Source organism: Pseudomonas sp. PONIH3, assembly GCF_002934345.1.
GTDB classification, from domain to species: Bacteria; Pseudomonadota; Gammaproteobacteria; order Pseudomonadales; family Pseudomonadaceae; genus Aquipseudomonas; species Aquipseudomonas soli.
In genome coordinates this window covers 6,016,633-6,040,015 of the sequence record NZ_CP026386.1, presented here as the reverse complement: position 1 = coordinate 6,040,015, position 23,383 = coordinate 6,016,633, and the positions used below count along the sequence as shown (strand labels likewise).

Annotated in this window: 26 protein-coding genes and 1 tRNA gene; 12 read left to right on the top strand and 15 right to left on the bottom strand. The window is 63.7% G+C overall.

The features are described from left to right. Positions 1 to 8 precede the first annotated feature (8 nt). The 3 genes from C3F42_RS28030 to C3F42_RS28020 all read right to left on the bottom strand — a co-directional run bounded on the left by C3F42_RS28030 (position 9) and on the right by C3F42_RS28020 (position 3,061). Entirely contained in the window at positions 9 to 152 is a 144-nt protein-coding gene (locus C3F42_RS28030) for a hypothetical protein (protein ID WP_023630030.1), read from the bottom strand. Between the two features lie 238 nt (positions 153 to 390). Further along, positions 391 to 2,589, bottom strand: coding sequence for an OsmC domain/YcaO domain-containing protein (locus C3F42_RS28025; protein ID WP_023630029.1), 2,199 nt, complete (start codon positions 2,587 to 2,589; stop codon positions 391 to 393). Positions 2,590 to 2,716: 127 nt separating this feature from the next. Beyond that, complete coding sequence (locus C3F42_RS28020; protein ID WP_023630028.1) at positions 2,717 to 3,061, bottom strand: hypothetical protein; 345 nt, start codon at positions 3,059 to 3,061, stop codon at positions 2,717 to 2,719. A 141-nt stretch (positions 3,062 to 3,202) separates the two neighbouring features. Between C3F42_RS28020 and C3F42_RS28015 the strand changes: the two genes are divergently transcribed. Beyond that, on the top strand, positions 3,203 to 3,883 hold the full coding sequence (locus C3F42_RS28015) for a phytanoyl-CoA dioxygenase family protein (protein WP_094011387.1): 681 nt from the start codon (positions 3,203 to 3,205) through the stop codon (positions 3,881 to 3,883). Here the strand turns inward: C3F42_RS28015 and C3F42_RS28010 are convergent. Next, positions 3,870 to 4,073 (bottom strand): DUF1289 domain-containing protein, encoded by a 204-nt coding sequence (locus C3F42_RS28010; protein ID WP_023631435.1) that lies wholly within the window; start codon positions 4,071 to 4,073, stop codon positions 3,870 to 3,872. The genes C3F42_RS28015 and C3F42_RS28010 overlap by 14 nt on opposite strands. Before the next feature lie 153 nt (positions 4,074 to 4,226). Here C3F42_RS28010 and C3F42_RS28005 point away from each other — a divergent pair, with 153 nt between their 5' ends. The 4 genes from C3F42_RS28005 to nhaA all read left to right on the top strand — a co-directional run bounded on the left by C3F42_RS28005 (position 4,227) and on the right by nhaA (position 8,504). After that, the gene (locus tag C3F42_RS28005; protein ID WP_104445170.1) at positions 4,227 to 4,679 is read left to right on the top strand and encodes a thiol-disulfide oxidoreductase DCC family protein; all 453 of its coding nucleotides are present in this window, start codon (positions 4,227 to 4,229) and stop codon (positions 4,677 to 4,679) included. Beyond that, on the top strand, positions 4,676 to 5,059 hold the full coding sequence (locus C3F42_RS28000) for a DoxX-like family protein (protein WP_094011385.1): 384 nt from the start codon (positions 4,676 to 4,678) through the stop codon (positions 5,057 to 5,059). The genes C3F42_RS28005 and C3F42_RS28000 overlap by 4 nt, the downstream gene beginning before the upstream one ends. A 92-nt stretch (positions 5,060 to 5,151) precedes the next feature. Further along, the gene (locus C3F42_RS27995) at positions 5,152 to 6,867 is read left to right on the top strand and encodes a S8/S53 family peptidase (RefSeq protein ID WP_244891322.1); all 1,716 of its coding nucleotides are present in this window, start codon (positions 5,152 to 5,154) and stop codon (positions 6,865 to 6,867) included. Positions 6,868 to 7,301: 434 nt separating this feature from the next. Then, positions 7,302 to 8,504, top strand: coding sequence for a Na+/H+ antiporter NhaA (gene nhaA, locus C3F42_RS27990; protein ID WP_038707571.1), 1,203 nt, complete (start codon positions 7,302 to 7,304; stop codon positions 8,502 to 8,504). Positions 8,505 to 8,687: 183 nt separating this feature from the next. Here nhaA and C3F42_RS27985 read toward each other — a convergent pair whose 3' ends face one another. From C3F42_RS27985 to C3F42_RS29520, 4 genes are all read right to left on the bottom strand, one after another. Continuing rightward, positions 8,688 to 9,452, bottom strand: coding sequence for an SDR family oxidoreductase (locus C3F42_RS27985; RefSeq protein ID WP_104445169.1), 765 nt, complete (start codon positions 9,450 to 9,452; stop codon positions 8,688 to 8,690). Positions 9,453 to 9,708: 256 nt separating this feature from the next. After that, entirely contained in the window at positions 9,709 to 10,125 is a 417-nt protein-coding gene (locus C3F42_RS27980) for a DUF6691 family protein (RefSeq protein ID WP_094011382.1), read from the bottom strand. Position 10,126: 1 nt separating this feature from the next. After that, entirely contained in the window at positions 10,127 to 10,552 is a 426-nt protein-coding gene (locus tag C3F42_RS27975) for a YeeE/YedE family protein (protein ID WP_023629269.1), read from the bottom strand. Positions 10,553 to 10,826: 274 nt separating this feature from the next. Then, positions 10,827 to 11,078 carry a hypothetical protein gene (locus tag C3F42_RS29520; RefSeq protein WP_123902482.1) on the bottom strand — a complete coding sequence of 84 codons (252 nt, stop codon included), beginning with the start codon at positions 11,076 to 11,078 and terminating at the stop codon, positions 10,827 to 10,829. Here C3F42_RS29520 and C3F42_RS27965 point away from each other — a divergent pair. Both C3F42_RS27965 and C3F42_RS27960 read left to right on the top strand, forming a co-directional pair. Further along, on the top strand, positions 11,053 to 11,478 hold the full coding sequence (locus C3F42_RS27965; protein WP_023629268.1) for a potassium channel family protein: 426 nt from the start codon (positions 11,053 to 11,055) through the stop codon (positions 11,476 to 11,478). The genes C3F42_RS29520 and C3F42_RS27965 overlap by 26 nt on opposite strands. A gap of 169 nt (positions 11,479 to 11,647) precedes the next feature. Further along, positions 11,648 to 12,214 (top strand): GNAT family N-acetyltransferase, encoded by a 567-nt coding sequence (locus C3F42_RS27960; RefSeq protein WP_023629267.1) that lies wholly within the window; start codon positions 11,648 to 11,650, stop codon positions 12,212 to 12,214. 101 nt (positions 12,215 to 12,315) lie between these two features. On the opposite strand, the gene C3F42_RS27955 is transcribed toward C3F42_RS27960, so the two are convergent. The 3 genes from C3F42_RS27955 to C3F42_RS27945 are packed head-to-tail and all read right to left on the bottom strand — an operon-like array spanning position 12,316 to position 15,265. Beyond that, positions 12,316 to 12,960, bottom strand: a complete 645-nt coding sequence (locus C3F42_RS27955; protein WP_232888057.1) for a hypothetical protein — start codon at positions 12,958 to 12,960, stop codon at positions 12,316 to 12,318. Positions 12,961 to 12,980: 20 nt separating this feature from the next. Further along, positions 12,981 to 14,348 carry an MBL fold metallo-hydrolase RNA specificity domain-containing protein gene (locus C3F42_RS27950; RefSeq protein WP_094011381.1) on the bottom strand — a complete coding sequence of 456 codons (1,368 nt, stop codon included), beginning with the start codon at positions 14,346 to 14,348 and terminating at the stop codon, positions 12,981 to 12,983. After that, positions 14,339 to 15,265: a universal stress protein gene (locus tag C3F42_RS27945; RefSeq protein WP_104445168.1), complete on the bottom strand. Its 927-nt coding sequence runs from the start codon at positions 15,263 to 15,265 to the stop codon at positions 14,339 to 14,341. Before C3F42_RS27945 ends, C3F42_RS27950 begins: the two co-directional genes overlap by 10 nt. Before the next feature lie 181 nt (positions 15,266 to 15,446). Between C3F42_RS27945 and C3F42_RS27940 the strand changes: the two genes are divergently transcribed. Further along, the gene (locus tag C3F42_RS27940; RefSeq protein WP_094011379.1) at positions 15,447 to 15,995 is read left to right on the top strand and encodes a GNAT family N-acetyltransferase; all 549 of its coding nucleotides are present in this window, start codon (positions 15,447 to 15,449) and stop codon (positions 15,993 to 15,995) included. Positions 15,996 to 16,022: 27 nt separating this feature from the next. Here the strand turns inward: C3F42_RS27940 and C3F42_RS27935 are convergent, their stop codons facing one another. Further along, positions 16,023 to 16,949 carry a universal stress protein gene (locus C3F42_RS27935; protein ID WP_023630309.1) on the bottom strand — a complete coding sequence of 309 codons (927 nt, stop codon included), beginning with the start codon at positions 16,947 to 16,949 and terminating at the stop codon, positions 16,023 to 16,025. 197 nt (positions 16,950 to 17,146) lie between these two features. On the opposite strand from C3F42_RS27935, the gene C3F42_RS27930 reads away from it, so the two are divergent. The 4 genes from C3F42_RS27930 (at position 17,147) to C3F42_RS27915 (ending at position 20,557) form a co-directional block, all read left to right on the top strand. Beyond that, a complete protein-coding gene (locus C3F42_RS27930) occupies positions 17,147 to 18,220 on the top strand; it encodes an NAD(P)-dependent alcohol dehydrogenase (RefSeq protein ID WP_094011378.1) in 1,074 nt (357 codons plus the stop codon). Between the two features lie 71 nt (positions 18,221 to 18,291). Then, complete coding sequence (locus tag C3F42_RS27925) at positions 18,292 to 18,510, top strand: hypothetical protein (protein ID WP_094011377.1); 219 nt, start codon at positions 18,292 to 18,294, stop codon at positions 18,508 to 18,510. Positions 18,511 to 18,512: 2 nt separating this feature from the next. After that, the gene (locus tag C3F42_RS27920; RefSeq protein ID WP_023630306.1) at positions 18,513 to 19,334 is read left to right on the top strand and encodes a helix-turn-helix domain-containing protein; all 822 of its coding nucleotides are present in this window, start codon (positions 18,513 to 18,515) and stop codon (positions 19,332 to 19,334) included. Continuing rightward, positions 19,319 to 20,557 (top strand): MgtC/SapB family protein, encoded by a 1,239-nt coding sequence (locus C3F42_RS27915; protein WP_104445167.1) that lies wholly within the window; start codon positions 19,319 to 19,321, stop codon positions 20,555 to 20,557. Before C3F42_RS27920 ends, C3F42_RS27915 begins: the two co-directional genes overlap by 16 nt. 266 nt (positions 20,558 to 20,823) lie before the next feature. Here C3F42_RS27915 and C3F42_RS27910 read toward each other — a convergent pair. The 3 genes from C3F42_RS27910 to uvrC all read right to left on the bottom strand — a co-directional run bounded on the left by C3F42_RS27910 (position 20,824) and on the right by uvrC (position 23,381). Beyond that, positions 20,824 to 20,899, bottom strand: a tRNA-Gly gene (locus C3F42_RS27910). Between the two features lie 64 nt (positions 20,900 to 20,963). Next, positions 20,964 to 21,524, bottom strand: a complete 561-nt coding sequence (gene pgsA / locus C3F42_RS27905) for a CDP-diacylglycerol--glycerol-3-phosphate 3-phosphatidyltransferase (protein WP_038706385.1) — start codon at positions 21,522 to 21,524, stop codon at positions 20,964 to 20,966. 33 nt (positions 21,525 to 21,557) lie between these two features. Continuing rightward, entirely contained in the window at positions 21,558 to 23,381 is a 1,824-nt protein-coding gene (gene uvrC, locus C3F42_RS27900) for an excinuclease ABC subunit UvrC (RefSeq protein WP_038706386.1), read from the bottom strand. Positions 23,382 to 23,383 lie beyond the last annotated feature (2 nt).

Genomic DNA, 23,383 nt, shown 5'->3' with positions numbered 1-23,383 from the left:
CACTGTGATCAGCGCTCGCACACGCAGGTCGTCGGGCCCAGCACCGGGCCGGCACAAGGGTCCTCCCAGGGTCCCAGTACCGCGCAGTCGGCCTGCGCCGTCATCGAGCACATCCACAGCAGTATCGCGCCAGCCAGCATTTTCCTGTTCATCCAACCCTCCTTGGGCCTATCCCTGACGATCTTTTCCCAACGGGCGGCAACCGCTCGCCGGGCCCGCAACAGCTAAGACCAACCCTGTGGATTGCGCCACTGTGGTGCATCGTCGCGGTTGGAGTTGGAAAGTGACCAGGATAAGCCCGGGTCGTGCAGCAGCTGCTCCAGCCCCGGTGCAAGCCGCTGTCCCAAAAAGAAAGGGCCGCTTAGGCGGCCCTTGGCATCCAAGACATGATCAACTGCTCAACCCGGCCGCTCTCGCCCGTGCGGCGTGCAGCTTTTTGTAGCTCTCGACCAGACGCAGGTGACGGTCAAGCCCTTCGAGCCCCATGCTGGTGGGGGTCAAGCCATGGAAACGCACGCTGCCATCCACCGAGCCCAGCACCGCGTCCATCCGCTCATTGCCGAACATGCGGCGCAAGTTGGCCTCGTAGTCGGCCATCTCCAGCTCATCGTCCAGCACCACCTCCAGCACCACGTTCAGCGCCTGGTAGAACAGCCCGCGCTCGACGGTGTTGTCGTTGAACTGCAGGAACATCTCGACCAGCTCCTTGGCGTCCTCGAAGCGCTGCAGTACCAGGTGAATCAGCAGTTTCAGCTCGAGGATGGTCAGCTGGCCCCACACCGTGTTGTCGTCGAACTCGACGCCGATCAGCGTGGTGATGGTGGTGTAGTCGTCCACCTCGGCATTGTCCAGACGCTTGAGCAGCAGCTTCAGCGAGCGGTTGTCCAGCTTGTGCAGGTTGAGGATGTCGGCACGGAAACCCAGCGCCCGGTTGGTGTTGTCCCAGATCAGGTCCTCGACCGGGTAGATCTCCGAATAACCCGGCACCAGGATGCGGCAGGCGGTGGCGCCAAGGTCGTCGTACACGGCCATGTACACCTCCTTGCCCAGGTCCTCGAGAATGCCGAACAGCGTCTGCGCCTCCTGCTGGTTGGAGTCCTCGCCGTGGCCCGAGAAGTCCCACTCGACGAACTCGAAGTCGGCCTTGGCGCTGAAGAAGCGCCACGACACCACGCCGCTGGAGTCGATGAAGTGCTCGACGAAGTTGTTCGGTTCAGTTAGCGCGAGGCTGTCAAAGGTCGGCTGCGGCAGATCGTTCAGGCCCTCGAAACTGCGCCCCTGGAGCAGCTCGGTCAGGCTGCGTTCCAGCGCCACCTCGAAGCTCGGATGGGCACCGAACGAAGCGAACACGCCGCCGGTGCGCGGATTCATCAGGGTCACGCACATCACCGGGAACTCACCGCCCAGCGACGCGTCCTTGACCAGCACCGGGAAGCCCTGCTCCTCCAGCCCCTGGATGCCGGCGACGATGCCCGGGTACTTGGCCAGTACCTCCTGCGGCACGTCCGGCAGGCACAGCTCGCCTTCGAGGATCTCGCGCTTGACCGCCCGCTCGAAGATCTCCGACAGGCACTGCACCTGTGCCTCGGCCAGGGTGTTGCCGGCGCTCATGCCGTTGCTCAGGTACAGGTTCTCGATCAGGTTGGACGGGAAGTACACCGTCTGGCCGTCCGACTGGCGCACGAACGGCAGCGAGCAGATACCGCGCTCCTTGTTGCCCGAGTTGGTGTCGTACAGGTGCGAGCCGCGCAGCTCGCCGTCGGGGTTGAAGACCTGCAGGCAGTAATCATCGAGGATCTCGGCCGGCAGCGCGTCCTTGGGCCCAGGCTTGAACCACTGCTCGTTGGGGTAATGCACGAACGCGGCGTTGGCGATGTCCTCGCCCCAGAACTGGTCGTTGTAGAAGAAGTTGCAGTTCAAGCGCTCGATGAACTCACCCAGCGCCGAGGCCAGCGCCGCTTCCTTGGTGGCGCCCTTGCCGTTGGTGAAGCACATCGGCGACTGCGCGTCGCGCACGTGCAGCGACCAGACGTTGGGCACGATGTTGCGCCACGAGGCGATCTCGATCTTCATCCCCAGCTCCGCCAGCAGGGCAGACATGTTGGCGATGGTCTGCTCCAGCGGCAGGTCCTTGCCCGGGATGTAGGTGGTGGTGTCCGACACCGGCATCAGCAATGCCTGGGCATCGGCGTCGAGGTTGTCGACCTGCTCGATGATGAACTCGGGGCCGGTCTGCACCACTTTCTTCACGGTGCAACGGTCGATGGAGCGCAGGATGCCCTGGCGGTCCTTCTCGGATATGTCCTCGGGCAGCTCGACCTGGATCTTGAAGATCTGGTTGTAGCGGTTCTCGGGGTCGACGATGTTGTTCTGCGACAGGCGGATATTCTCGGTCGGAATGTCGCGGGTCTGGCAGTACAGCTTGACGAAGTACGCCGCGCACAGGGCCGACGAGGCCAGGAAGTAGTCGAACGGCCCCGGGGCCGAGCCGTCACCCTTGTAGCGGATCGGCTGGTCGGCGATCACCGTGAAGTCGTCGAACTTGGCTTCGAGACGGAGGTTGTCGAGAAAATTGACCTTGATTTCCATGCGAGGGGGTACCAGGAAGCGGGCGAAAATGGCGGGTATTATCCGGGATTCGTCGGCGAATGTCTTGGCATACCGCCTGACGAGCCGCAACGGGGCGCGCGAGGATCTTTCATGGCTTCGCCAGCCCCTACTCCGCCCGGAAGCTCCAGACGATCTCGACCACCCGCGAAGCCAGCACCAGGTAAAGCAAACACAGGATCACCTGCAATGCCGTGTGGTAAGGCAGCTTGGCCAGCCGGTGCAAGGTATCGCTGACGTTCAGCAGCAACAGCAGCGCCGACACCAGGATCAGCCCCCAGCCAGTGAAACTCGACACCCACAAGCCCAGCAGGATCTGCTGGTCACCGTGAATCGCCTCGGTGCCTGCGGCGAACAGCAGCGCGCACACCAGCAGGTTCTTCAAGTTGTCGAACACTTTGGCGCTGAGGTCGGCGTCGAGCAGTGCCAGGTACTTTTGCCAGAGTCTGCGCATGGGCCTCTCCCACGGGATACAGGTGATGTGCGCAAGTCTAGAAGTGATTGGCCAAGTGCACGCTACCCGTGACGCTCGCAAAAGCCGGCCAGGCTCACTACCCTTGGCCAACACACGACTGACAGGGATAGCGAGAGTGCCATGCCCCATCACCAACAGCTGCACCAGGCGGGCTATGCCCTGCTCCGCCAGGCGATCCCGACACAATGGCTGGACGAGCTGCGTCGGCTATTCGAGGCTGGGGTGAAACCCTCGGAGGACTGGCCGGTGCCCCGCGCCAGGGACTGGCGTCATGCGCAACTGGATGGCGCAGCAGCGGTCCAGGCCGTTTGCCGCTTGCCGCAGGTGCTGGCAGCGGTTGGCGCGTTGATCGGCGAAAGGTTCTTCCTCTACCAGGTCGAGGGGCGCGCCCCCGTTGCCGGGGGTGGCCATCAACGCCTGCACCGTGACCTGTCGGCGCAGCGCCCGGGCGACACGGTGGGGGTGATGGTCTACCTGGACGATTACGGCCCGGACAACGGAGCCACCCGTATCGTCCCCTGCAGCCATCGCCCCGCCCCGGACGCGCCACCTTTCGACTTCAGTGACGAATCACGCAGCGTCCAGCTTTCCGGGCGAGCGGGCGACGCCCTGGTGTTCGATGTCGACCTGGTACATGCCGGCAGCTTGAATGCCAGCGGTGCACCGCGCCGCGCGCTGCTGATCGGTTATGCCGCCGACCCGCTGTATGCCGTGTTCGAGGAAACCGCGCATCTGCGTGGCGTCCAAATGGACACACAGCAACGCTTCGAACCCTCGGACTACCCGTTCACGACGCCATGACCTGGCGCTTGGCGTTCTTCTTGACGATAGCCTTCATACGCGCCGCCGCGCGCTGCACGGTCGCCATCTTCTCCGGGCGCTTCATGCCGCGCCATTTACGGATCTCGTCCCGGGTCCGGCCACAGCTGACGCACAGCTCGCTGTTGAGCTGGCATAGCGAGATGCACGGATTATCGATGTCTTTGGCCATGGGGCACTCCGCTGACGGGCGCGTATCATACCGGCTTTGGCCAAGGGGTGCAGGCCAGGGCCTTTGCAGGTGATCCACCCACCGCGCGTACATGCCCCTTCGCCTGCCTGACCGCTATACAATACCGGCCCACCGCCTGAACGGAATCAAGCCATGCCCGCTGCCCTGAAACGCCCTACCCCTGCGCCACTGCTTGCGCCAGGAGAAACCGTCTTGCTGTTCGACGGTGTGTGCAAGCTGTGTAATGGCTGGGCGAAATTCGTGATCCGCCATGATCGCCATCAACGCATCCGCCTGGCCACGGTGCAGTCAGCGCAAGGCCAGGCGCTGCTCGCCTGGGCGGGCCTGCCGCTAGCGGCGTTCGACACCATAGCGGTGATCCGTGACCAGAACTGCTGGGTGCGCTCCGCGGCGTTTTTCGAAATCACCCGACAACTGCCCGGCGCCTGGCCACTGCTACGGGTACTGCGCATCTGCCCGCAGGGACTACGGGACTGGCTGTACGATCGTGTGGCACTCAATCGCTATCGCCTGTTCGGCAAGCACGACCAATGCCTGCTGCCGAGCCCGGACCACCAGCGACGCTTTCTCCAGGGCCAGCCATGAACCGCCTGCGCCAGGTGCACTGGCTGGCGCGCGCCAGCCTGGCGTTCATCTTCGCCTACCACGGGCTGGTGCCCAAGCTGCTGTTGCTCAGCCCCGGTGAGCAGTTGTTGTTGCAGGCTCACGGACTGGGGCACGCAGCCTGGCTGTCACAAATTGCCGGCGTAGCTGAACTGGTACTCGCCGCACTGCTGCTGATGCCGAGCCTGGCCTGGCCGTTGCTGGTCGCCGCGGGCGTGCTGCTTGGGCTGCTGGTGGATGTGGCGGTGATGCAGCCGTCGATGCTGGTGGACGCCTTCAATCCGGTCTCGCTGAACGTGGCGGGCGTGACACTGTGCGCCGTGGCGTGGGCCTCAAGGCAAGGCCATACCTCTGACAGCTGAACCAAGCGCGCTGCGCAGCAGTCGGAACTGCAGGCCCTCAGCAAGGAAACCGCCCCATGGCCGTACTGCTCGCCGCCTTCATCACCCTGCTCATGTTGCTCGCAGGCGCAATGGCACAGGCGTCGGAAGGCTTGCGTATCGAAAGCCTGAAGCGTTGCGGTGACCTGCTGGACACCCGGCGCCAAGACTGGTGCCTGACCGTCCGGGGGCTGAGCGCCCAGCCGCCGACACTGAAACTCGGCGACAAGACGATCCCCTCCAGCGCGGTGGTGCGCGAAGCGGATCGGCTACGCCTGCGGCTGGACAGCAGCGAGCGGCAAAGCGGCCCGCTCTGGCTTGAACATGGCACGCGCACCAGCAACGCTGTATGGCTGACACTGCGCAACAGTCACGTACTGGCCGCAGGGCCAGACGAAGTGGCGAGGAACATGGACGGTCTGACTACGTATGTGAACCTGGTGAGTCTGTTGATCGAGGAACGTCATGATGGTCGCCAGGAGGCCGAACGCCTGGCGGGCAAATATGGGGCCAACGTCGTCGGCAGCATTGCGCCGCTGAACCTCTATCAGTTGCGCCTGCCGGCACGCAATCTGGAGCAACGCGATGCCCTGGTTCTACGCCTGAGCAGCGAGGCCAGCGTCGATGCGGTGGTCATCGAAGAGTCGGCGCCGGAACAGGCCGAACAGGAACGCCCCCACACCCCACCCCGGGACTCTGACGAGTGGGCGGCGAACCGCTTCCTGGACGCGGTCGATTTCTACCAGCGACGCCTGCCTGGCAAGCAGGCTGTCATCCAGCCACAGCCGCTGCGCATCGGCCTGATCGAACGCGATGTCGACTTCGACAGCCCGGACTTTGCCGATTACCTGGGTGCGTGTGCCATTCCCCGCACGTGCCTGTACGCCCGCGACGCGGACCAGCCAGACACGCATGGCACCACGGTCGCCGGCATTCTTGCCGCCGGCTGGAACAATGGTGGCAACACCGGCTTCCTGCGCGGCCTGGAACCGGCCAGCGGCGGTTTCGAGGTGATCGTCGAGCGCAACTCCGATGCCGGTATCACGGCCAATATCGCGGCCTCGGTCAACCTCGTCGAGGACGGCGTGCGCGTGCTCAACTGGAGCTGGGGCATCCACCGCGTCGGCACCCGCAACGCCGAGGGTGAAGAAGTCGACTCCTTGTTGCGCTCAGGGCTTGCCATGAGCGGCTACGAGGAATTGCTGGAAGAGTTCTTTCTCTGGCTGCGCAAGTCGCACCCCGATGTGCTGGTGGTGAACTCCGCCGGCAATGGCTCGACCTTTGCCGGCACCGACGATTACCGCCTACCCTCATCGTTCATCACCGAGCAGTTGCTGGTGGTCGGCGGCCACCAGCGCGCCCAGGGAGGCGAGCGCGCCGTTGACGACCCGGCCTTTGCCGTCAGGCGCAGCAGCTCGAACATGGACATGCGGGTGGACATCACCGCTGCCGCCTGCGCCCACGCCTCGACCCTCGAAGCAGGGCCGCCCGGCGCAGTGCATTGCGGTACCTCCTATGCCACGCCGATGGTCACGGGCCTGGTGGCGGCGATGTTGTCGATCAACCCGAACCTGCAGCCCGAACAGGTACGCATGCTGTTGCGCCGCAGCGCCATGAGCATCGGTGACCAGCATGACTTCGAGCGGATGGATGCCGAGGACCTCACCGCTCCCATCCTGCCGTCGGAACGCAACTATCAGCTCGGTGACAAGGATGTCGGGCGGTCGGCGCGGCTGGACATGCAAAAAGCCCTCGACCTTGCGCTGAAAAGCCTTGAGCGGGTGCGCTGACAGGTTTTCGATGTGAATGCAGGCAGCCTAGGTAACGAGTGGGCCCAAAGCGTGGGGCCCTCTGGCCATGGCCGATACCGGGCTGCCCCACCTTGACCTGGCAACATTTGGACGCAAAATGTTGACGCATTCCTGCGATCGGATAGCTAGAATGACCGCCTGGCGTGTGCTGCGTGCGCCCGGGAGCCTTCCCGAATACGGAGAACATTCATTTGTTTTCCGTGAGATTTGTCCATGTTGCACGCATGCCTCCATTCCCCATGGCCCTTCCTGCCCCGTGTCTTCACGGCGTGGGTTGCCGTGCCGCATTCCCCATCCTTCTTCTCGCCCTTCGCCGCAGTGGCCCGCCCAGTCCGGAGCCAGCGTCCCGCCGTGCCCGTTGTCCGCCACGCCACTGCCATTGCGAGGGTGATGCCATGAACGAGGACCGTTACATGACTGCACCCCTTCCTACCCTCAAGCCGCGCTCCATGCTGCGTCACCTGCTGGCCACCGAAGCGGCCGGCGGCGTCTTGCTGATGTTCACCGCCGCGCTGGCCATCGTCATTGCCAACAGTCCCTGGGCCAGCGCCTACCAGCACCTGCTGCACCTGCCCGTCGGCCCGGTGCTGACCGAGAAACTCGGCCCGATGACCGTGCACATGTGGATCAACGATGGTCTGATGGCGATCTTCTTCCTGCTGGTAGGCCTGGAGATCAAGCGCGAGCTGGTCGACGGCCGCCTGGCCAGCTGGGAGCAGCGCCGCCTGCCGGCACTGCCAGCACTGATGGGCATGGCCGTGCCGGCGCTCATATACCTGGCGGTGGCAGGCGGTGAACCCGGGCTGTCCAACGGCTGGGCGATCCCCGCCGCCACCGACATCGCCTTCGCCGTCGGCGCCCTGGCCCTGCTCGGACGACATGCGCCGCTGTCACTGAAGGTAATGCTGGTGTCGGTGGCGATCATCGACGACATGGGCGCGGTGGCAATCATCGCGGTGTTCTACACCTCGTCGCTGAACCTGCTGGCACTGGCTGGTGCCGCCGGCATCATCGCCATCCTGCTGGCCTGCAACCGCCTGCGCGTGGTCAGCCTGTGGCCCTACCTGATCGGCGTGGCCGCGCTGTGGTACGTGACCCTGCTGTCAGGCGTGCACGCCACCATCGCCGGCGTGGTCGGCGCCCTGTTGATCCCGTACAGCACAGGCAGCAGCGAGGCCCGCGAGGCCAGCCCGCTGCTCAAGCTGGAGCATGGCCTGGCGCCGTGGGTCGGTTTCCTCATCGTGCCGGCTTTCGGCTTTGCCAACGCCGGCGTCTCGTTCGGCGACCTGGGCCTTGACGACATCTTTGCCCCACTGCCGCTGGCCATTGCCCTGGGCCTGCTGCTGGGCAAGCAGCTCGGTGTATTCGGTGGCGTGCTGCTGGCGGTCAAGACCGGCCTGGCCAGCAAACCCCAAGGCGCCAGCTGGCTGCAGATCTACGGCGTGGCGATGCTCTGCGGTATCGGCTTCACCATGAGCCTGTTCATCGGCGAACTGGCGTTCCCGGGCCAGGCCGAGAAGATCGATGCAGCCAAGATCGGCATCTTGCTGGGCTCGTTGCTGTCGGCAGTCATCGCCTGCCTGATCCTGCGATTTGCGCCCAAGCAGGCCGATTGAAGTAGCCACGGCCCGCGCCTGCTCGACAGCTCAGTGGCTGTCGAGCAGGTGCAGAAAGGGGTCGCGGACCTTCATATTGTCACTGTGACCGACGTTGACGTGCACGCCATAGCGCCGAGCAGGCGGTGGACCTGCAATGCCGAAAAGGGTGATATGCCCCAGCATGACATATTATGGCGCGCCTCAGCCGCGCACCACCGATATCCCGCCATCCACCACCATCGCCGACCCGGTCATGAAGCTTGATGCGTCCGAGGCCAGGAACAGTGCCGCCTCGGCGATTTCCTCCGGCCTGGCCAGGCGTTTGAGGGCGTGCAACCCTTCGACATGGGCCTGGGCCTCGGGGCTGCTCATCACACTGCGGCCCATCGGCGTGTCGGTACCGCCCGGCAGCAACGCATTGGCGCGTATCCCGAGGGCACCCTGCTCCGCCGCGATGACCTGGACCAGGCCGACCAGGCCCGCCTTGCTGGCCGCATAAGCAGCCATGCCCGGCATACCCACCGCGTGGCCGACGAAGGTCGAGGTGAAGATCACCGAGCCACCGCCACGGGCCAGCAGCGCCGGAATCTGCGCCTGGGCGCAGAGGAAAGCGCTGGTCAGGTTGGTGTGCAAGGTATGTTGCCAGGCGTCCAGCGTCAGCTCGGGAACGGCAGCCAGCTCACCGAGGGTGCCTGCATTGTTGAAGGCGATATCGAGGCCACCGAAGCGCGACACTGCCGCGTCCACCAGTTCCCTGGCCAGCGCCGCATCGGTGATGTCACCGGCCACCGTAAAGACCCGGCCGTGTCCGCCTGCCGTGATGTCCGCCGCCAACTGCTCGAGCTCAGCCTGACGCCGCGCTGTGAGCACCAGATTGGCGCCGTGCCGGGCGAACAGTTTCGCCGCCGCACGGCCGATGCCAGAGCTGGCACCGGTGATGATTGCCACTTTGCCTGCCAGTTGCATGATCTGTACCTCGTCCTGAAGGTGATTTGCAGGGTGCGCGGGTACTATCGGGTGCGGTACGGGGGGATGCTCTCCGTTTCTTGCGCACTCTGGCGCCATTGCTTATTTGCCTTGGACATTGGCATCCCAGCCCGGGTCGAGCACACACAGTGCCCCACGTGCAAAACCTGCACGGCCTCACCTTTCCATCACGCATGCCCGTGCATGGCCACATTCGCGCTCAAGTCGCGACAACTTCTTTGGTGCACTGCCTTGTTCAGTTGCGTGAAACTTCCAAGGCATTGACCAGCAGCATGCCAGCAAGCATCGCTGCCACGAACAGCCAGGCCTGCCAATACCCACCCACCAGCAGCACCAACGCAGGACCAGGGCAAATGCCGGCAAGCCCCCAGCCGGCCCCGAAGACCAGACTGCCGCCGACCAGCCGATGATCGACGTCATGCCGCGTTGGCATCTGCATCCGTCCTCCCAGCAACGCCACGGCTTGCCGCCGTGCCCACGTCATGGGCAGCAACGCCATGCCGATGGCGCCGACCATCACCAGTGCCAGCGATGGATCCCACTGCCCAGCAAGGTCGAGAAAGCCAAGGACCTTGGCAGGGTTCGCCATCCCCGACACCAACAGCCCCATGCCGAACAGGGCCCCGGCGAGGAAACCAATGAATCGCTGCATGTTAAGCACCTGCCAGGACATGACGAAGGAGAAAGACGGTGGCAAATCCGGCGCTCATGAAACACAGCGTTGCCACCGCAGAGCGTGGCGATAACCGAGCCAGCCCACACACGCCATGGCCGCTGGTGCAGCCTGCGCCATAGCGTGTGCCGATACCCACAAGCAACCCGGCCACCATTAGCGCCCAGGGCGAGGCGGTGAAATGCACAGGTGGCATCGTCGTAAACACCTGCCACAGCAGCGGCGCGACGAAGATCCCCAGCAAGAACGACGCTTTCTCGCCCCGCCCTTCTGCGCCACGCTGCAACAACGACCCGATCAGGCCACTGATACCGGCAATGCGCCCATTGGCCACGGCAAACAGCCCCGCGGCCAAACCGATCATGGCGCCGCCTGCCAAGGACGACCAAGGGGTAAAATCGTTCATGCTCAACTCCTCAAGGAATGCGACGTGCGCGACTCGGGCTCTAGCTCAAGGCAGGCGCCTCAACCTGGCAGCCCAGGAACCTGCGCTCATGCCAGGCAGGATCAAGCTGAGCAGTACGCAAGCGATCGCGTGGACGATAATCGTGCCACGTTGCTGCAAAGGCAAATCCAGAATCCCCCGTGGCGAGCTTTCCGGGTTGCCCGGCGTAGAGCCTCTTTGGTGGTCTGCTCGACCCGGAGTATTGGAAGCGGCGCCGCCAGCGGCCTGACATTTGTCAACGGTGCAGCGTCGATTCGCCGGGTTTGACCTTTATCAATCGCCTCGCCTGCTGCAGGGATAGAAACAAGCAGCAGGACACTGTTGCGCGCGAGCGCATCATGGCCGGGGGCAGAAACAGCGCCGAGGCGGCTTGACGTTGCTGCTGCAGATCCTTCACCCCACCGGCGACAAGTTGACCATCAGCATGCAGTGTCCCTGCAGCCCCGACCCGAGTAACGACGATGCTCACTGTCACGCTGATCAACATGCTGATCGTGATCCTGGTGGTCGTCATTCACTACGAATGCCTGCTGCGCTTGAATGACTGGCTACCGCGCCTGAGGCTGTGGAGTCGGTTCCGTATCGTCGCGGGGGTGTTCGGCGCGTTGTTGGCACATGCCGTGGAGGTCTGGTGCTTTGCCCTGGCCTATTACCTGATGTCCCATGCCGAGGGCTGGGGAACGCTCAGCGGTAGTTTCGACGGGAGCTTCCTGGACTGCGTTTATTTTTCCTTCACCACCTACACCACCATTGGCTTCGGCGACATCGCGCCCACCGGTCACCTGAAATACCTCACTGGCCTACAGGCACTGACAGGCCTGGTGCTGATCACCTGGACCGCCTCGTTCCTGTTTCTGGAAATGCAGAAGTACTGGAAAGCCAAATGAATCCCAGCGCGAAACGCCCAGTTGCCTGGCCAGCCATCTCACCTGCTGCTGGCGGGCAGCGGCGCGATCAAGGGTGTTGTCGTGCACGACCTTGACAACGGTCAAGCCTGCTTCAGGTCCACAGCCGACGCTTACCTTCCCTAGTTCAATCACTGCCGAGGATATTGCCATGCCCCCCGCCGAGACTTCACGTCAACCCTCCAAATCCATCTTTCCGACACCTGCCGGCGAGCATTGGGTCGAAGCCCTGGACAACGGCACCCACGTGCTGGTCCGGCCGCTGCAAGCCAAGGACCGGACACGCGAAAAGGCCTTCATCGAACGCTTGTCGCCCGAATCGCGGCACTTTCGCTTCCTCTGCCAGGTCAAGGAACCCAGTGACGCCCTGCTCGACCAGTTGATGAAGGTCGACGAGGACCGCCAAGCTGCTTACGTCGCCCTGGCCCACGTCGAGGGTGAATTGCAGGAAGTGGGCATTACGCGCTATGCCGCCGGTGCCGACAAGGCTGAGTGCGAGTGCGCGGTGACGGTACTCGACAGTTGGCAACATCATGGGCTAGGCCGAATCCTGCTCAGCCACCTGATCGATCACGCCAAGGCTCAGGGCTTTCGGCAGATGTACTCGATTGACTCGGCTGCCAACCAGCCAATGCGCGACCTGGCCAAGGCAGCAGGCTTCACCACGGCCGCGGACCCGGATGACCCGAGCCAGGTCATCCATCGCCTCACCCTCTGAGCCGCGCCAGGCCCAAGGCGTGGCCGCACATGGCAATCTCCCGTGCCATGTGCGGCCCCCTTCATTCATTGAGCGTCCAGGCAACAGCACTCACTTTGTGGTCAAGGCGTGTTCAAATTGCCTGTCTCGGGTAGCAGGTCGAACCGCGCGAGGCAACGCTGCTCGTCGGCGGCGGTCAGCGCCCGCAGGCCACTCACCTGCTGCATCGGTGTCCCGAACAACGCCAGGCGGATCACCCCATTGCGCTCCAGGAAGGTTTGCGCCAGGCAGGCACACACGGGCTTGCCAACCAACGCCGCAAGCCGCGCCTCTTCGGGTACCTGCACCTGTGCCTGCAGGTTCGCCGAGCAGTTTCCCACGATCTGCGCCACGGCGCGCCCAGCCTGCCATACCGTGGCACTGCCCAGAACCGCCAGGAGCAACAGCATGACCATCAGCGTGTTGGATTCCCGGGTGATCGCGCGCAGCAACGCCAGTCTGGCCTGCCCGCCCGTCTCCCGGCTGTTGAAGATCGCTTTGCCGACCGTACGGCGCACTCCGCGCTGCACGACCCAGCCCAGCAACGCGCACAATGCCAGCAGGCTCAGGAGCACGGCCGGATCACGCATCGGCATGCGCCAGCTGGGGCTCACGGCGCGGTAGACAGAGGCTGCCATGAGCAACGCGGCGATGGCCACGATCCAGCCAAGGCTGCCCCTGGGCCGATGCATCCAGGCCCTTAGTTTCGCTCGCGCTTTCGTGTTCATGACTACCTCCCGCGCCGTGCTCAGCGCACAGGGTCGATGGCAACGGTTTCCTGATAGTCCGGTACACACACCTGCCAGCCCAGCTCCAGGCTGATCCGCCGGCGCAAGGTGTCGGCGGCATGTGGTTCGCCATGGATGACATAGGTCTGCCGCGGTGGCCGGCTGAAGCCGCGCAGCCACTCCATGATCTCGTCGGCGTCAGCGTGAGCGGACAGGTTTTCCAAGGTGTGCACCTGCGCCCGGATGGGCACGTCTTCGCCCTGCAAACGCACGCTGGGGGCGCCCGCGACGATATCCGCGCCACGCGTGCCTCCGGCCTGGAAGCCGGAGAACAGGATGCTGTTGCGCGGGTTGGGAGCCAGTGCCTTCAGGTGGTGCAGCACCCGGCCACCGGTGGCCATGCCACTGGCGGCAATGATCACTGCCGGCTCGCGCAACTGGTCCAGGTGGCGGGACTCATCGACCGAGTGGATGATCCGTGTGCCCTGGCACATCGCGGCGCATTCCTGCGCCGACAGTCGGTGTTCATTTCGGAACTGCTGATAAAGGGCGGTCGCATCGGTGGCCATCGGGCTGTTCAGGTAAACCGGAATATCCGGGATCAGCCCATCACGCTTGAGTTTGTGGAGGTAATACATCAGCAATTGGGCGCGTCCCACCGCGAATGAAGGCACCAGGACGATGCCATGACGCAGGAGTGTCTGGTTGATGACCTGGGCCAGAGATCGCTCGGTCGATTCTGCCGGGTGGTGGCGATCACCGTAGGTGGACTCCACCAACAGCACATCTGCCGTGCGGATCAGCTCCGGCGCCCGCATGATCGGGTCTTGCGGCCTGCCAAGGTCACCCGAGAAGACCAAGGTCTGCCCTTCGGCACTGATCTGCACCGTCGCAGCGCCCAGGATATGGCCAGCCGTACGCAACAGCAGGTCCATGCCCTCCGCGATCGGCGTTGCCTGGTGCAGTCCCACCGGCCGCAACATCGCCAATACCCGCTTCGCATCCTCCTCGGTATAAAGTGGCCGCGCCGGCGTGTGTTTGGAGTAGCCGTGGCGATTGGCATGTTCGGCCTGTTCTTCTTGCAGTCGCGCGCTGTCGAGAAGAAGCACTTCAGCCAGGGCGCAGGTTGCCGGGGTGGCATAGATCGGGCCGTGGTAACCCTCCCTGGCCAGCACTGGCAGGTAGCCGCTATGGTCGAGATGGGCGTGGGTCAGCACGATCGCATCGAGCGCCCGTAGTGCCAGCGGCAAAGGCTCCCAGTTGCGCAGGCGCAACTGCTTGTAGCCCTGGAACAATCCGCAGTCGACCAGGATCCGCGTGCGGTCGCGGGTCAACAGGAATTTGCTGCCGGTCACCGTCCCGGTGCCGCCGAGAAAGGTCAGTTGCATGGCCAAGGCTCCAGGGGTTCGAACACGTGAGGGTGAACCGCGAGTACGCTGCACGGCGGGTGGCCGACGATGCGTTCAGTGGTGTCACCCAACAGCTTATCCATCCCTTTGGGCTGCACCACACCCATCACCACGGCGTCGACTTCCAGGGCGGCGACCTGTTCGCAGATCACTTGCACCGGGCCGCCCTGCATGAAGTGGCGGCAGTCATGCGCCACGCCTTCGGCTTCAGCCAAGGCGTTGAAGGGTTCCTGAAGCGCCTGGCGCATCTCTTCAATCCATGCCTGGGTGACGCTCATGTCCGCAGCGAATACCCCGCCCAGGTTGTAGGCCGACAACAGATGCAGAGCGGCACCGCACTGCAGTGCCAGAGCCTGGGCGACGCGAATGAGACCTTGGTTGAACTGCTGCTGGGCTGTCGGGGTCTCGCTGAAGCTGGTATCCACGGCGACCATGACGCGCCGGGGTAATGAAACAGCTGCCCTCGGCACGAACAGGGTGAGCCCCTGGAAACCACGCATCAGCGCACAGTCCAGCGGGGTGCCGAACAACCGCGCCAGGGTCGAGGCGCAGTCGCTGTCCTTGATGACCAGGTCCGGCTGCAATTCGCTGATGTAGTCGATGGCGTCGCTGCGGATATCGTCGACGGCGAGGCTGTCGACCGTCAGCACCACACCGTGGCCGCGGTGCCGTTCGACCAGGCCCCGCAGTTGCTCACGATAGTGATCGTACTGGCGCTTGATATCGGCTTCGTTCAGGCGCTCTTCGCGCAGCAGAGGTTCCTCACGCGGTTCGAACAACCCCAGCACATGCACGCTGGCGCCGCTGACATGCGCCAGCGCCAGCCCCCTTCGCAACGCGGCGGAATGCGGGTCGACTTCACCAAGCAACACCAGCATTTGTCGATATTGACCCATGGCGGACCTCCGGGCTTGCGCGGCAGGGATGTGATGCTAAGGATTGTCCGGGCGCGCCCGCGCTGGCGTTTGATGCAGATCAGAAAAGGGGCCGTGTCCCGAACTTGACGATTGTCAGAACCGCCGCGGCGAGCCACGTTACAACGCTTTTCAGGTATCTATCCGAGTAACGGGAGGCACGATGAACACGCAGCGGTCCAAGCAGCCGGCCCCCAGTGAGCACTGGGTCGAGAAGCTCGATGACGGCACGCCTGTGCTGATCCGCCCGCTGCGCCAGGAGGACCATGAGCGGAACCGACGCTTTCTCAGCTCGATCGCCCACCAGGCTCGGCGCTTGCGCTTGACCGCTGGGCTCAGCGGCGGCTTGCCCAGCCTGCCCCCGCAAGCGATGCCGGTCGACGACTTCCAGCGCAGAGCCTATGTCGCACTGGCACATGTCGACGGCTGCTTGCAGCAGATTGGCATCAGCCGTTACGCCGGCCTACCTGACAGCCCGCGCTGCGAGTGTGCGATAGCGGTGCGTGAGGAGTGGCAGCGTAAAGGCTTGGGTACGCGTCTGCTGCGGCACCTGGTCGACGCGGCGCGGCGCAGTGGCTATGAGTGGATGATTTCCAGGGACCTGTCGACTAACTACGCCATGCACCGGATGACCAAGGCGCTGGGATTCAGCTCACGCTACCTGGGCGGCGACGTCAGCGAGATCCTCCACGAGCTTGACCTGCGAGCCTGAAAACAAGGCCCTTGCGGGCCTTGTGCGCTACCCTTGGGAACGCTCGGGGGAGATCACCAGCACACTGCTGGACAAACGATGCAACATCCGCTCGGCAGTACTGCCGATGAACCAGCCGATGCCATGGTGGTGATAACTGCCCATCACCAGCAGGTCGATATCATTGTTGTCCATGAACAGGGCCAGGACCTTGGCCGGGTCGCCGATGCGCATGTGGCGGTGCTCGACGGCAATGCCATTGCGCTCGGCAAGGGCCTTGAAGGCATCGCTCTGAGCTTCATGCAGCGTCTGAGCGAGGTTGGAATCGAACAGGAACGCGTGTTCCCGGTTACCGCTGGCGTCCAGGTACATCGAACCCAGGTCGTAGGCATACAGCAATTCGATCTGCGCGTTGCACTGCAAAGCCAGTTTCAACGCCTCGCTGATGATCTGGTCATTGAAGCCTTCGAACTGGTCTTCGGGCCTGGACAGGTCCACGGCCGCCAGGATCCTGCGCGGCAACGCATGGCTGGCCTGGTGCACCAGGTGCAAAGGAATGCGGGTTTCGCGCAGCAGCTGGATATCCAGGGAAGTGAACATGGCACGCGCCCACCATGGCTCATGCTCGAATGCCTTGATCAGCATGGCAAAGCGCTGCTCTCGCAGGTGCACCAGGATCTCGTTCAAGGGGTGCTGCACCCACACCACCTCGGTGGTGACTGTGACACCGTTGCGCCGCATCGGCAGCGCCTGGGTCTCCAACCACTCGCGGTGTTGCTGTACATAGCCTTCGCGCATCACTGCAAGAGCCTGTTGGTTGACCAGCCCTGCCGTGGCAAGCCCCTCCACGTAGTCGAAAGCCACGATGTGCAGTGCCATGCCCTTGGCCTTGGCCAAGGCTGCGGCTCGGTCGTAGACAGGGGTTCGGCGCATCAGGGGGGATGCGATCAACAGCAGTCTTTGCGGGGTTTCCATGGCACACCTCTGCGGTTGCGATATATACCCGAAGCATCCTGTAGCCCTGCTCTACAGGCTTGATGTTTGTCAACTGACGCCCCTCGGACCGACGGCATGTCTCGCAGCACACAACCTTGACGAGGATCAATGTTTCGCCGATTGCCGGGCGCACGCTACTCCCCTAGCCACAACAACCACCACCCCGGAGGCGTGCCATGGCCCTCATGAAAGCAGCGGTGTTTGTCGAAAAGAACCGTATCGTGGTGGAGGAAAAGCCCATACCCGACATCGGCCCGCTGGACGCCTTGTTACGCATCACTACCACCACCATCTGCGGCACAGACGTGCATATCCTGCGCGGTGAATACCCGGTGGCCAAGGGGCTCATCGTCGGCCATGAGCCAGTCGGCGTGATCGAGAAACTCGGCGCTCAGGTGCAAGGTTTGCATGAGGGCCAGCGCGTCATTGCCGGCGCCATCACCCCCAGTGGCCATAGCAACGCCTGCCTGTGTGGGTGCAGCGCCCAAGACGGCGTTGGCACCGCGCATGGCTTCAAGGCCATTGGCGGCTGGAAGTTCGGCAACATCATCGATGGCTGCCAGGCCGAATACGTGCGAGTACCGGATGCCATGGTCAACCTCTCGCCGATTCCCGATCAGTTGAGCGACGAGCAGGTACTGATGTGCCCGGATATCATGTCTACCGGCTTTTCAGGGGCCGAACGCGGGGGCGTCATCCTGGGCGACACAGTAGCCGTGTTCGCTCTGGGGCCGATCGGCTTGTGCGCGGTCGCTGGGGCCCGGCTGCTCGGCGCGTCCACCATCATTGGTGTCGATGCCGTGGCCGAGCGGGTCAGTGTCGCTCGCCGCATGGGTGCCGACCACATCGTCGATTTCACGCAGGGCAATGTGGTCGAGCAGATCATGGCGCTCACCGCCGGGCGCGGGGTGGACGTGGCGATAGAGGCGCTGGGCACGCAAGCCACGTTCGAGGCTGCGCTGCGGGTGCTGCGGCCGGGCGGCACCTTGTCCAGCCTCGGCGTGTACAGCGCCGACCTGCACATCCCACTGGGCCCGTATGCCGCTGGTCTGGGTGACTACCGCATCATCACCAGCCTGTGCCCTGGTGGCAAGGAACGCATGCGTCGGTTGATGCAAGTTGTAGCCAGTGGCCGGGTCGATGTTTCGCCGCTGGTCACGCACCGCATGCGCCTTGATGACATCGAGGCCGCGTATGAACTGTTCGCCCACCAGCGCAATGGCGTGATGAAAGTGGCAATAACGCCTTGACCCAAGTGCTATGCAGGCACGGAGGCCTTTAGTCCCGCAGTTGTCTTGCCCATGCAGGCTCTGGAGGCCCCATGAATGTCTACGTCGAGAACCACACCGAACACAACCGCTGCTGGGTTCGCATGGACGACTGGCGAGTGAGTTTCAACACGGCCGTTGAAGCCCAACAGTTTGTAGCGCGGCTCAACGCCCGCCTCAACGCGCCCCATTCGCTGGACATGCTGGCGGGTTGGTCGCCCCGTCCAGGCGTGACGGCTCGGGCGGATGTGCCTTGCACGAGGGAGGCCTGAACATGTCGGGCCAACTGAAGGTCTCGCTGCTCGAACAGCCCGCTGCGCCGTACACGCCGCCACCGGTTCACCTGAAACCGCTGGTAACGCTCTGTCGCGATTGTCGGGTCAGCGGCTTGTGCCTGCCCACCGGTCTGCCGCTGGATGACAAACGCTGCCTGGGCGCGTTGATCGGGCCACGCCTACGCATTCGCAAAGGCGCTGCGCTGTTCAACGCCAATGCACCCTTGACGATGCTCTATGCCGTGCGCTGTGGCAGCTTCAAGAGCAGCCTCAACAGCGCCGAAGGCCAGGGGGTAGTGATCAACTTCTGGATGCCGGGTGACGTGCTCGGCCTCGACGCCATCGCCACCGACCACCATGTCTGCGACGCGATTGCCCTGGAAGACAGCGAAGTCTGCCCAGTGCCCTATCATCGCCTGCAAACGCTGGCACGTGACTTCCCGGTATTGCAGCAGAGCCTGAACCGCTTGATGAGCCGGGAGATAGTGCGCGAGCAAGAGCGTGTGTTGATGCTGTGCAACCTCACCGCCGAGCAGCGCCTGGCCAGTTTTCTGATCGGGCTGTCCAAACGCTTCGTCAACCGCGGCTATTCCGCCCATGGCTTCATGTTACGTATGTCGCGCGAGGACATGGCATCGTACTTGGGCCTGCGCCTGGAGACCGTATGCCGTTCGGTCGCCCGCCTGCGTGCGCAAGGCATTGTCAGCCTGCGCGGCAGGCTGGTGGAGATCCACGACATGTCAGCCTTGATGGCGATCGAGCAAGGCGACCCTGACAATGAGCGCAAGCAAAGCCCCAAGGCGCCATGCTCGACACACTGAGTGTTGGCCACGGCGCAGTCGCGCTGGGCATCGGCATGCTGGTTGGCCTTGAGCGCGAACGCAAGAAACGCCGCGACGAGGTACCTGCCGCCGCCGGGCTGAGGACGTTCGCCATCACCGCCCTGCTGGGCTATGTCAGCATGCTGCTGGCAGGACCGGTGCTGGTCGGGACAGCAAGCCTGGGCCTGATACTGCTGCTTTGCCTGCAATACCGCTACTCGCCTGGGAAGGCACCAGATGTGACAGGCGAGATCGCTCTTCTACTGGTACTTGTCCTGGGCGCGCTGAGCGTTGCCGAGCCTGAGCTTGCCGCTGCCGCAGGTGTGGTCTCGACCGTGTTGCTGGCCTTGCGCCGCGAGCTGCATCATTTCGTGCTGCAGCGACTGAGCGAGCAGGAACTGCGCGATGGCTTGACGTTGCTCACGGTGGCCCTGGTGGTATTGCCACTGACACCGGACCGGTTCCTGGGCCCCTACAGCGTGCTCAACCCACGCACTATTTGCACCTTGGTCGTTCTGCTGATGACAGTGGCGGCGTTAGGTCATATCGCCATGCGCCTGGTGGGCCCGCGCTATGGGCTGCCGTTGAGTGCCATCGCTTCAGGCTTTGCTTCCGGTTCGGCGACCATTGCCCTGCTAGCCCATGACGCCAGTCGACAACCTACCGCGGCGCGCTCCTACGCGGCGGCGGCGGTATTGTCCAACTTGGCGACCATCACCCAGTTCGCCTTGGTGCTGAGCATCATCGACCGCCACCTGCTCGGTCCTTTCCTGCCCGCGGTCGGCCTCGGCGCGCTGGTCACCGCGATCTATGGCATGTTGCTGCTCGCGCCTTGGCGCGCGGCACCGAGCAATTCTACCGCGCACCTCGGCGCAGGTGCCTTCAACCTGTGGACAGCCCTCGTAATCACCCTGGCCCTGACCGGTATCGCACTGCTCTCAGCGTTTCTGCTCGAACATCTGGGACACAACGGGGCCAGTATCGCAGCATTCGTCAGCGGCCTGGGCGATGCCCACGCGGCAACGGCGTCGGCAGCCTCGCTGGTGGTTGCGGGTCGGCTGCAGATGACTGAGCTGATGGTGCCGGGCATGATGGCTCTGACGGGGAACACACTAAGCAAATGCGTGCTGGCGCTCAGCAATGGCGGCTACGCTTTTGCGCGATACCTGGTGCCGGCGCAGCTCATCATTCTAGGGGCGATGTGGCTGGGAACACTGGCGTAATGTCCAATAGCGGCGGACCTGGACCAAACGACATGCGCATGTGCTTGTCAGCCCTGTCGTAACGCAAATTTCAGATGCTTCCACCTTGCGCAATGATGTGAAGCATCAACCCTAACCAGGTGGGCCATCTCCAGCCAGGGTCTCAAACCTGACCTTGAACCGACCAGATACCGGGTTCGGTTATTTCCGCTGGAACTAAAAAAGGGCCCTAAGGCCCTTTTTTACAACGACTTACAGAGTTCGGTGGAACGCTGTAAATCTATATTTGGAGCGGGAAACGAGACTCGAACTCGCGACCCCGACCTTGGCAAGGTCGTGCTCTACCAACTGAGCTATTCCCGCGTCGTGATGGGTGCCATTCTAGCGATTTACAGAACGGCGTCAACCCCTTGATTCAAAAAAACTTTTACTTCTGCTCCGAACCTTCGCGCAGGTGCGGCCAGGCGGCCACCAAGTAGTGCACCATCGACACCAGGGTCAGCCCCGCCGCCACCAGCAGCAAGCCGTAGCCCAGCACCACCCAGAAGGTCAGCAGCGGCGGGTTGGCCAGCAGGATCACCAGCGCCAGCATCTGCGCGGCGGTCTTCCACTTGCCCAGGTTCGACACGGCCACATGGGCGCGGGCGCCGAGTTCGGCCATCCACTCGCGCAGCGCCGAGACCACGATCTCGCGGCCGATGATCACCGCCGCCGGCAGCGTCAGCCAGAAGTTGGCGTGCACCTGCACCAGCAGCACCAGGGCCACGGCGACCATCAATTTGTCGGCCACCGGGTCGAGGAAGGCGCCGAACGGGGTGCTCTGCTGCAGCCGACGCGCCAGGTAGCCGTCGAGCCAGTCAGTGGCGGCGGCGATGGCGAACACCGTGCTGGCGGCCATGTAGCTCCAGTGATAGGGCACATAGAACAGCAGGATGAAGATCGGGATGAGCAGGACGCGTAGAACGGTGAGCAGGTTTGGAATATTCATCGGTACGACTGGCTGCGAGTTGAACCCGACATTCTACTCGCTATGCAGGCTGGCATAAATCGACTCGGCAAGCTTTTTACTGATGCCGGGAGCTTTGGCGATCTCGTCGACGCTGGCGCGGTTGAGCTCCTGCAGGCCGCCGAAATGTTTCAGCAAGTCGCGGCGGCGCTTGGGCCCGACCCCGGCGACGTCCTCCAGGCTCGAGGTGCGCCGGGCCTTGCCGCGCCGGGCGCGATGGCCGGTGATGGCGAAGCGGTGGGCTTCATCGCGGATCTGCTGGATCAGGTGCAGGGCCGGCGAGTCGCCCTTGAGGGTGAACTCGTGGGCCACGTCGTTCAGGTAGAGGGTCTCGAAACCGGCCTTGCGGGTCACGCCCTTGGCCACGCCGAGCAGGGTGAGATCGGTAAGGCCGAGCTCCTGCATCACCTCGCGGGCCATGTTCAGCTGCCCCTTGCCGCCGTCCACCAGCAGCACATCGGGCAGCTTGCCCTCACCGTCCTTGATCCGGCCATAACGGCGCATCAGCGCCTGATGCATGGCGGCGTAGTCGTCGCCGGCGGTCACGCCTTCGATGTTGAACCGGCGATAGTCGGATTTGAGCGGGCCTTCCGGGCCGAACACCACGCAGCTGGCCACGGTTGCCTCGCCGCTGGAGTGACTGATGTCGTAGCACTCCAGGCGCTGCGGCACTTCATCCAGGCCCAGCACCTGGGCCAACGCCTCGAAGCGGGCGGCCATGTGCTGGCGGTTGGCCAGGCGGGCATTAAGCGCCTGCTCGGCGTTGGTCACCGCCAGTTGCTGCCAGCGCGCCCGGGTGCCGCGCACCCGGTGGCTGATGCTCAGCTCGCGGCCGCGCAGGGTCTGCACCGCCTCGCTGATGGCGGCGAAGTCTTCATGCACCACGTTGACGATCAGCTCGCCCGGCAGCTCGCGCTCGGCGTTGCCGAGGTAGTACTGGGAAAGGAACGCGGCCATGACCTCGGCCACCTCCTCCTCGATGCCCACCTGGGGGAAGAAGTTCTTGCTGCCCAGCACCCGGCCGCCACGCACGCTGATCAGGTGCACGCAGGCACCGCCCGGGTTGACGAAAGCCGCCACTACGTCGACATCACCGGAGCCGCCTTCCATGTACTGCTGGTCCTGAACGCGGCGCAACAGGGCGATCTGGTCGCGCAGCTCGGCGGCCTTCTCGAAATTCAGGGCCATGGCGGCCTTTTCCATTTCGGCATTAAGCTCGTTGCCCAGCTGCTGGCTGCGCCCCTCGAGGAACATCACCGAGTGACGCACGTCCTCGGCGTATTCCTCGGGCGTCACCAGGCCCACGCACGGCCCCTTGCAGCGCTTGATCTGGTACTGCAGGCATGGGCGGGTGCGGTTGGCGTAGTAGCTGTCTTCGCACTGACGCACCGAGAACGCCTTTTGCAGCAGGCTCAGGCTCTCGCGAATGGCACCTGCGCTGGGGTACGGGCCGAAGTAGCGGCCCTTGGCTTTCTTCGCGCCTCGATGGATACCCAGGCGTGGGAATTCCCCGTCAGACAGGAATACGTATGGGTAGGACTTATCGTCGCGCAGCAGGATGTTGTAGGGCGGGCGCCATTCCTTGATCAGCGTCTGCTCGAGCAGCAGCGCCTCGGTTTCGTTGGCGGTGATGGTGGTCTCGACCTGGGCGATACGTCCCACCAGGGCAGCCGTCTTCGGCGCAAGACCGGTCTTGCGAAAATAGCTGGCCAGGCGCTTCTTGAGGTTCTTGGCCTTGCCCACGTACAGCAGGCGGGCCTCGCCGTCGAACATCCGGTAAACGCCCGGGCGACCGCTGCAGGTCGCCAGGAACGCACTTGCATCAAAAGGTTGTGACATGA

Excerpts from the sequence above, each read along its gene's own strand:
- C3F42_RS27925 (WP_094011377.1), top strand. The coding sequence starts at position 18,292 with ATGAATGTCTACGTCGAGAACCACACCGAACACAACCGCTGCTGGGTT.
- C3F42_RS28010 (WP_023631435.1), bottom strand. The coding sequence starts at position 4,073 with ATGGCCAAAGACATCGATAATCCGTGCATCTCGCTATGCCAGCTCAAC.
- C3F42_RS28020 (WP_023630028.1), bottom strand. The coding sequence starts at position 3,061 with ATGCGCAGACTCTGGCAAAAGTACCTGGCACTGCTCGACGCCGACCTC.
- C3F42_RS27920 (WP_023630306.1), top strand. The coding sequence starts at position 18,513 with ATGTCGGGCCAACTGAAGGTCTCGCTGCTCGAACAGCCCGCTGCGCCG.
- C3F42_RS27935 (WP_023630309.1), bottom strand. The coding sequence starts at position 16,949 with ATGGAAACCCCGCAAAGACTGCTGTTGATCGCATCCCCCCTGATGCGC.
- C3F42_RS27940 (WP_094011379.1), top strand. The coding sequence starts at position 15,447 with ATGAACACGCAGCGGTCCAAGCAGCCGGCCCCCAGTGAGCACTGGGTC.
- C3F42_RS27960 (WP_023629267.1), top strand. The coding sequence starts at position 11,648 with ATGCCCCCCGCCGAGACTTCACGTCAACCCTCCAAATCCATCTTTCCG.
- C3F42_RS28015 (WP_094011387.1), top strand. The coding sequence starts at position 3,203 with ATGCCCCATCACCAACAGCTGCACCAGGCGGGCTATGCCCTGCTCCGC.
- C3F42_RS27985 (WP_104445169.1), bottom strand. The coding sequence starts at position 9,452 with ATGCAACTGGCAGGCAAAGTGGCAATCATCACCGGTGCCAGCTCTGGC.
- C3F42_RS27980 (WP_094011382.1), bottom strand. The coding sequence starts at position 10,125 with ATGCAGCGATTCATTGGTTTCCTCGCCGGGGCCCTGTTCGGCATGGGG.
- C3F42_RS28005 (WP_104445170.1), top strand. The coding sequence starts at position 4,227 with ATGCCCGCTGCCCTGAAACGCCCTACCCCTGCGCCACTGCTTGCGCCA.
- C3F42_RS28000 (WP_094011385.1), top strand. The coding sequence starts at position 4,676 with ATGAACCGCCTGCGCCAGGTGCACTGGCTGGCGCGCGCCAGCCTGGCG.
- C3F42_RS27945 (WP_104445168.1), bottom strand. The coding sequence starts at position 15,265 with ATGGGTCAATATCGACAAATGCTGGTGTTGCTTGGTGAAGTCGACCCG.
- uvrC (WP_038706386.1), bottom strand. The coding sequence starts at position 23,381 with ATGTCACAACCTTTTGATGCAAGTGCGTTCCTGGCGACCTGCAGCGGT.
- C3F42_RS27995 (WP_244891322.1), top strand. The coding sequence starts at position 5,152 with ATGTTGCTCGCAGGCGCAATGGCACAGGCGTCGGAAGGCTTGCGTATC.
- C3F42_RS28030 (WP_023630030.1), bottom strand. The coding sequence starts at position 152 with ATGAACAGGAAAATGCTGGCTGGCGCGATACTGCTGTGGATGTGCTCG.
- nhaA (WP_038707571.1), top strand. The coding sequence starts at position 7,302 with ATGACTGCACCCCTTCCTACCCTCAAGCCGCGCTCCATGCTGCGTCAC.
- C3F42_RS27950 (WP_094011381.1), bottom strand. The coding sequence starts at position 14,348 with ATGCAACTGACCTTTCTCGGCGGCACCGGGACGGTGACCGGCAGCAAA.
- C3F42_RS27975 (WP_023629269.1), bottom strand. The coding sequence starts at position 10,552 with ATGAACGATTTTACCCCTTGGTCGTCCTTGGCAGGCGGCGCCATGATC.
- pgsA (WP_038706385.1), bottom strand. The coding sequence starts at position 21,524 with ATGAATATTCCAAACCTGCTCACCGTTCTACGCGTCCTGCTCATCCCG.
- C3F42_RS29520 (WP_123902482.1), bottom strand. The coding sequence starts at position 11,078 with ATGTTGATCAGCGTGACAGTGAGCATCGTCGTTACTCGGGTCGGGGCT.
- C3F42_RS27965 (WP_023629268.1), top strand. The coding sequence starts at position 11,053 with ATGCTCACTGTCACGCTGATCAACATGCTGATCGTGATCCTGGTGGTC.
- C3F42_RS28025 (WP_023630029.1), bottom strand. The coding sequence starts at position 2,589 with ATGGAAATCAAGGTCAATTTTCTCGACAACCTCCGTCTCGAAGCCAAG.
- C3F42_RS27955 (WP_232888057.1), bottom strand. The coding sequence starts at position 12,960 with ATGAACACGAAAGCGCGAGCGAAACTAAGGGCCTGGATGCATCGGCCC.
- C3F42_RS27915 (WP_104445167.1), top strand. The coding sequence starts at position 19,319 with ATGCTCGACACACTGAGTGTTGGCCACGGCGCAGTCGCGCTGGGCATC.
- C3F42_RS27930 (WP_094011378.1), top strand. The coding sequence starts at position 17,147 with ATGGCCCTCATGAAAGCAGCGGTGTTTGTCGAAAAGAACCGTATCGTG.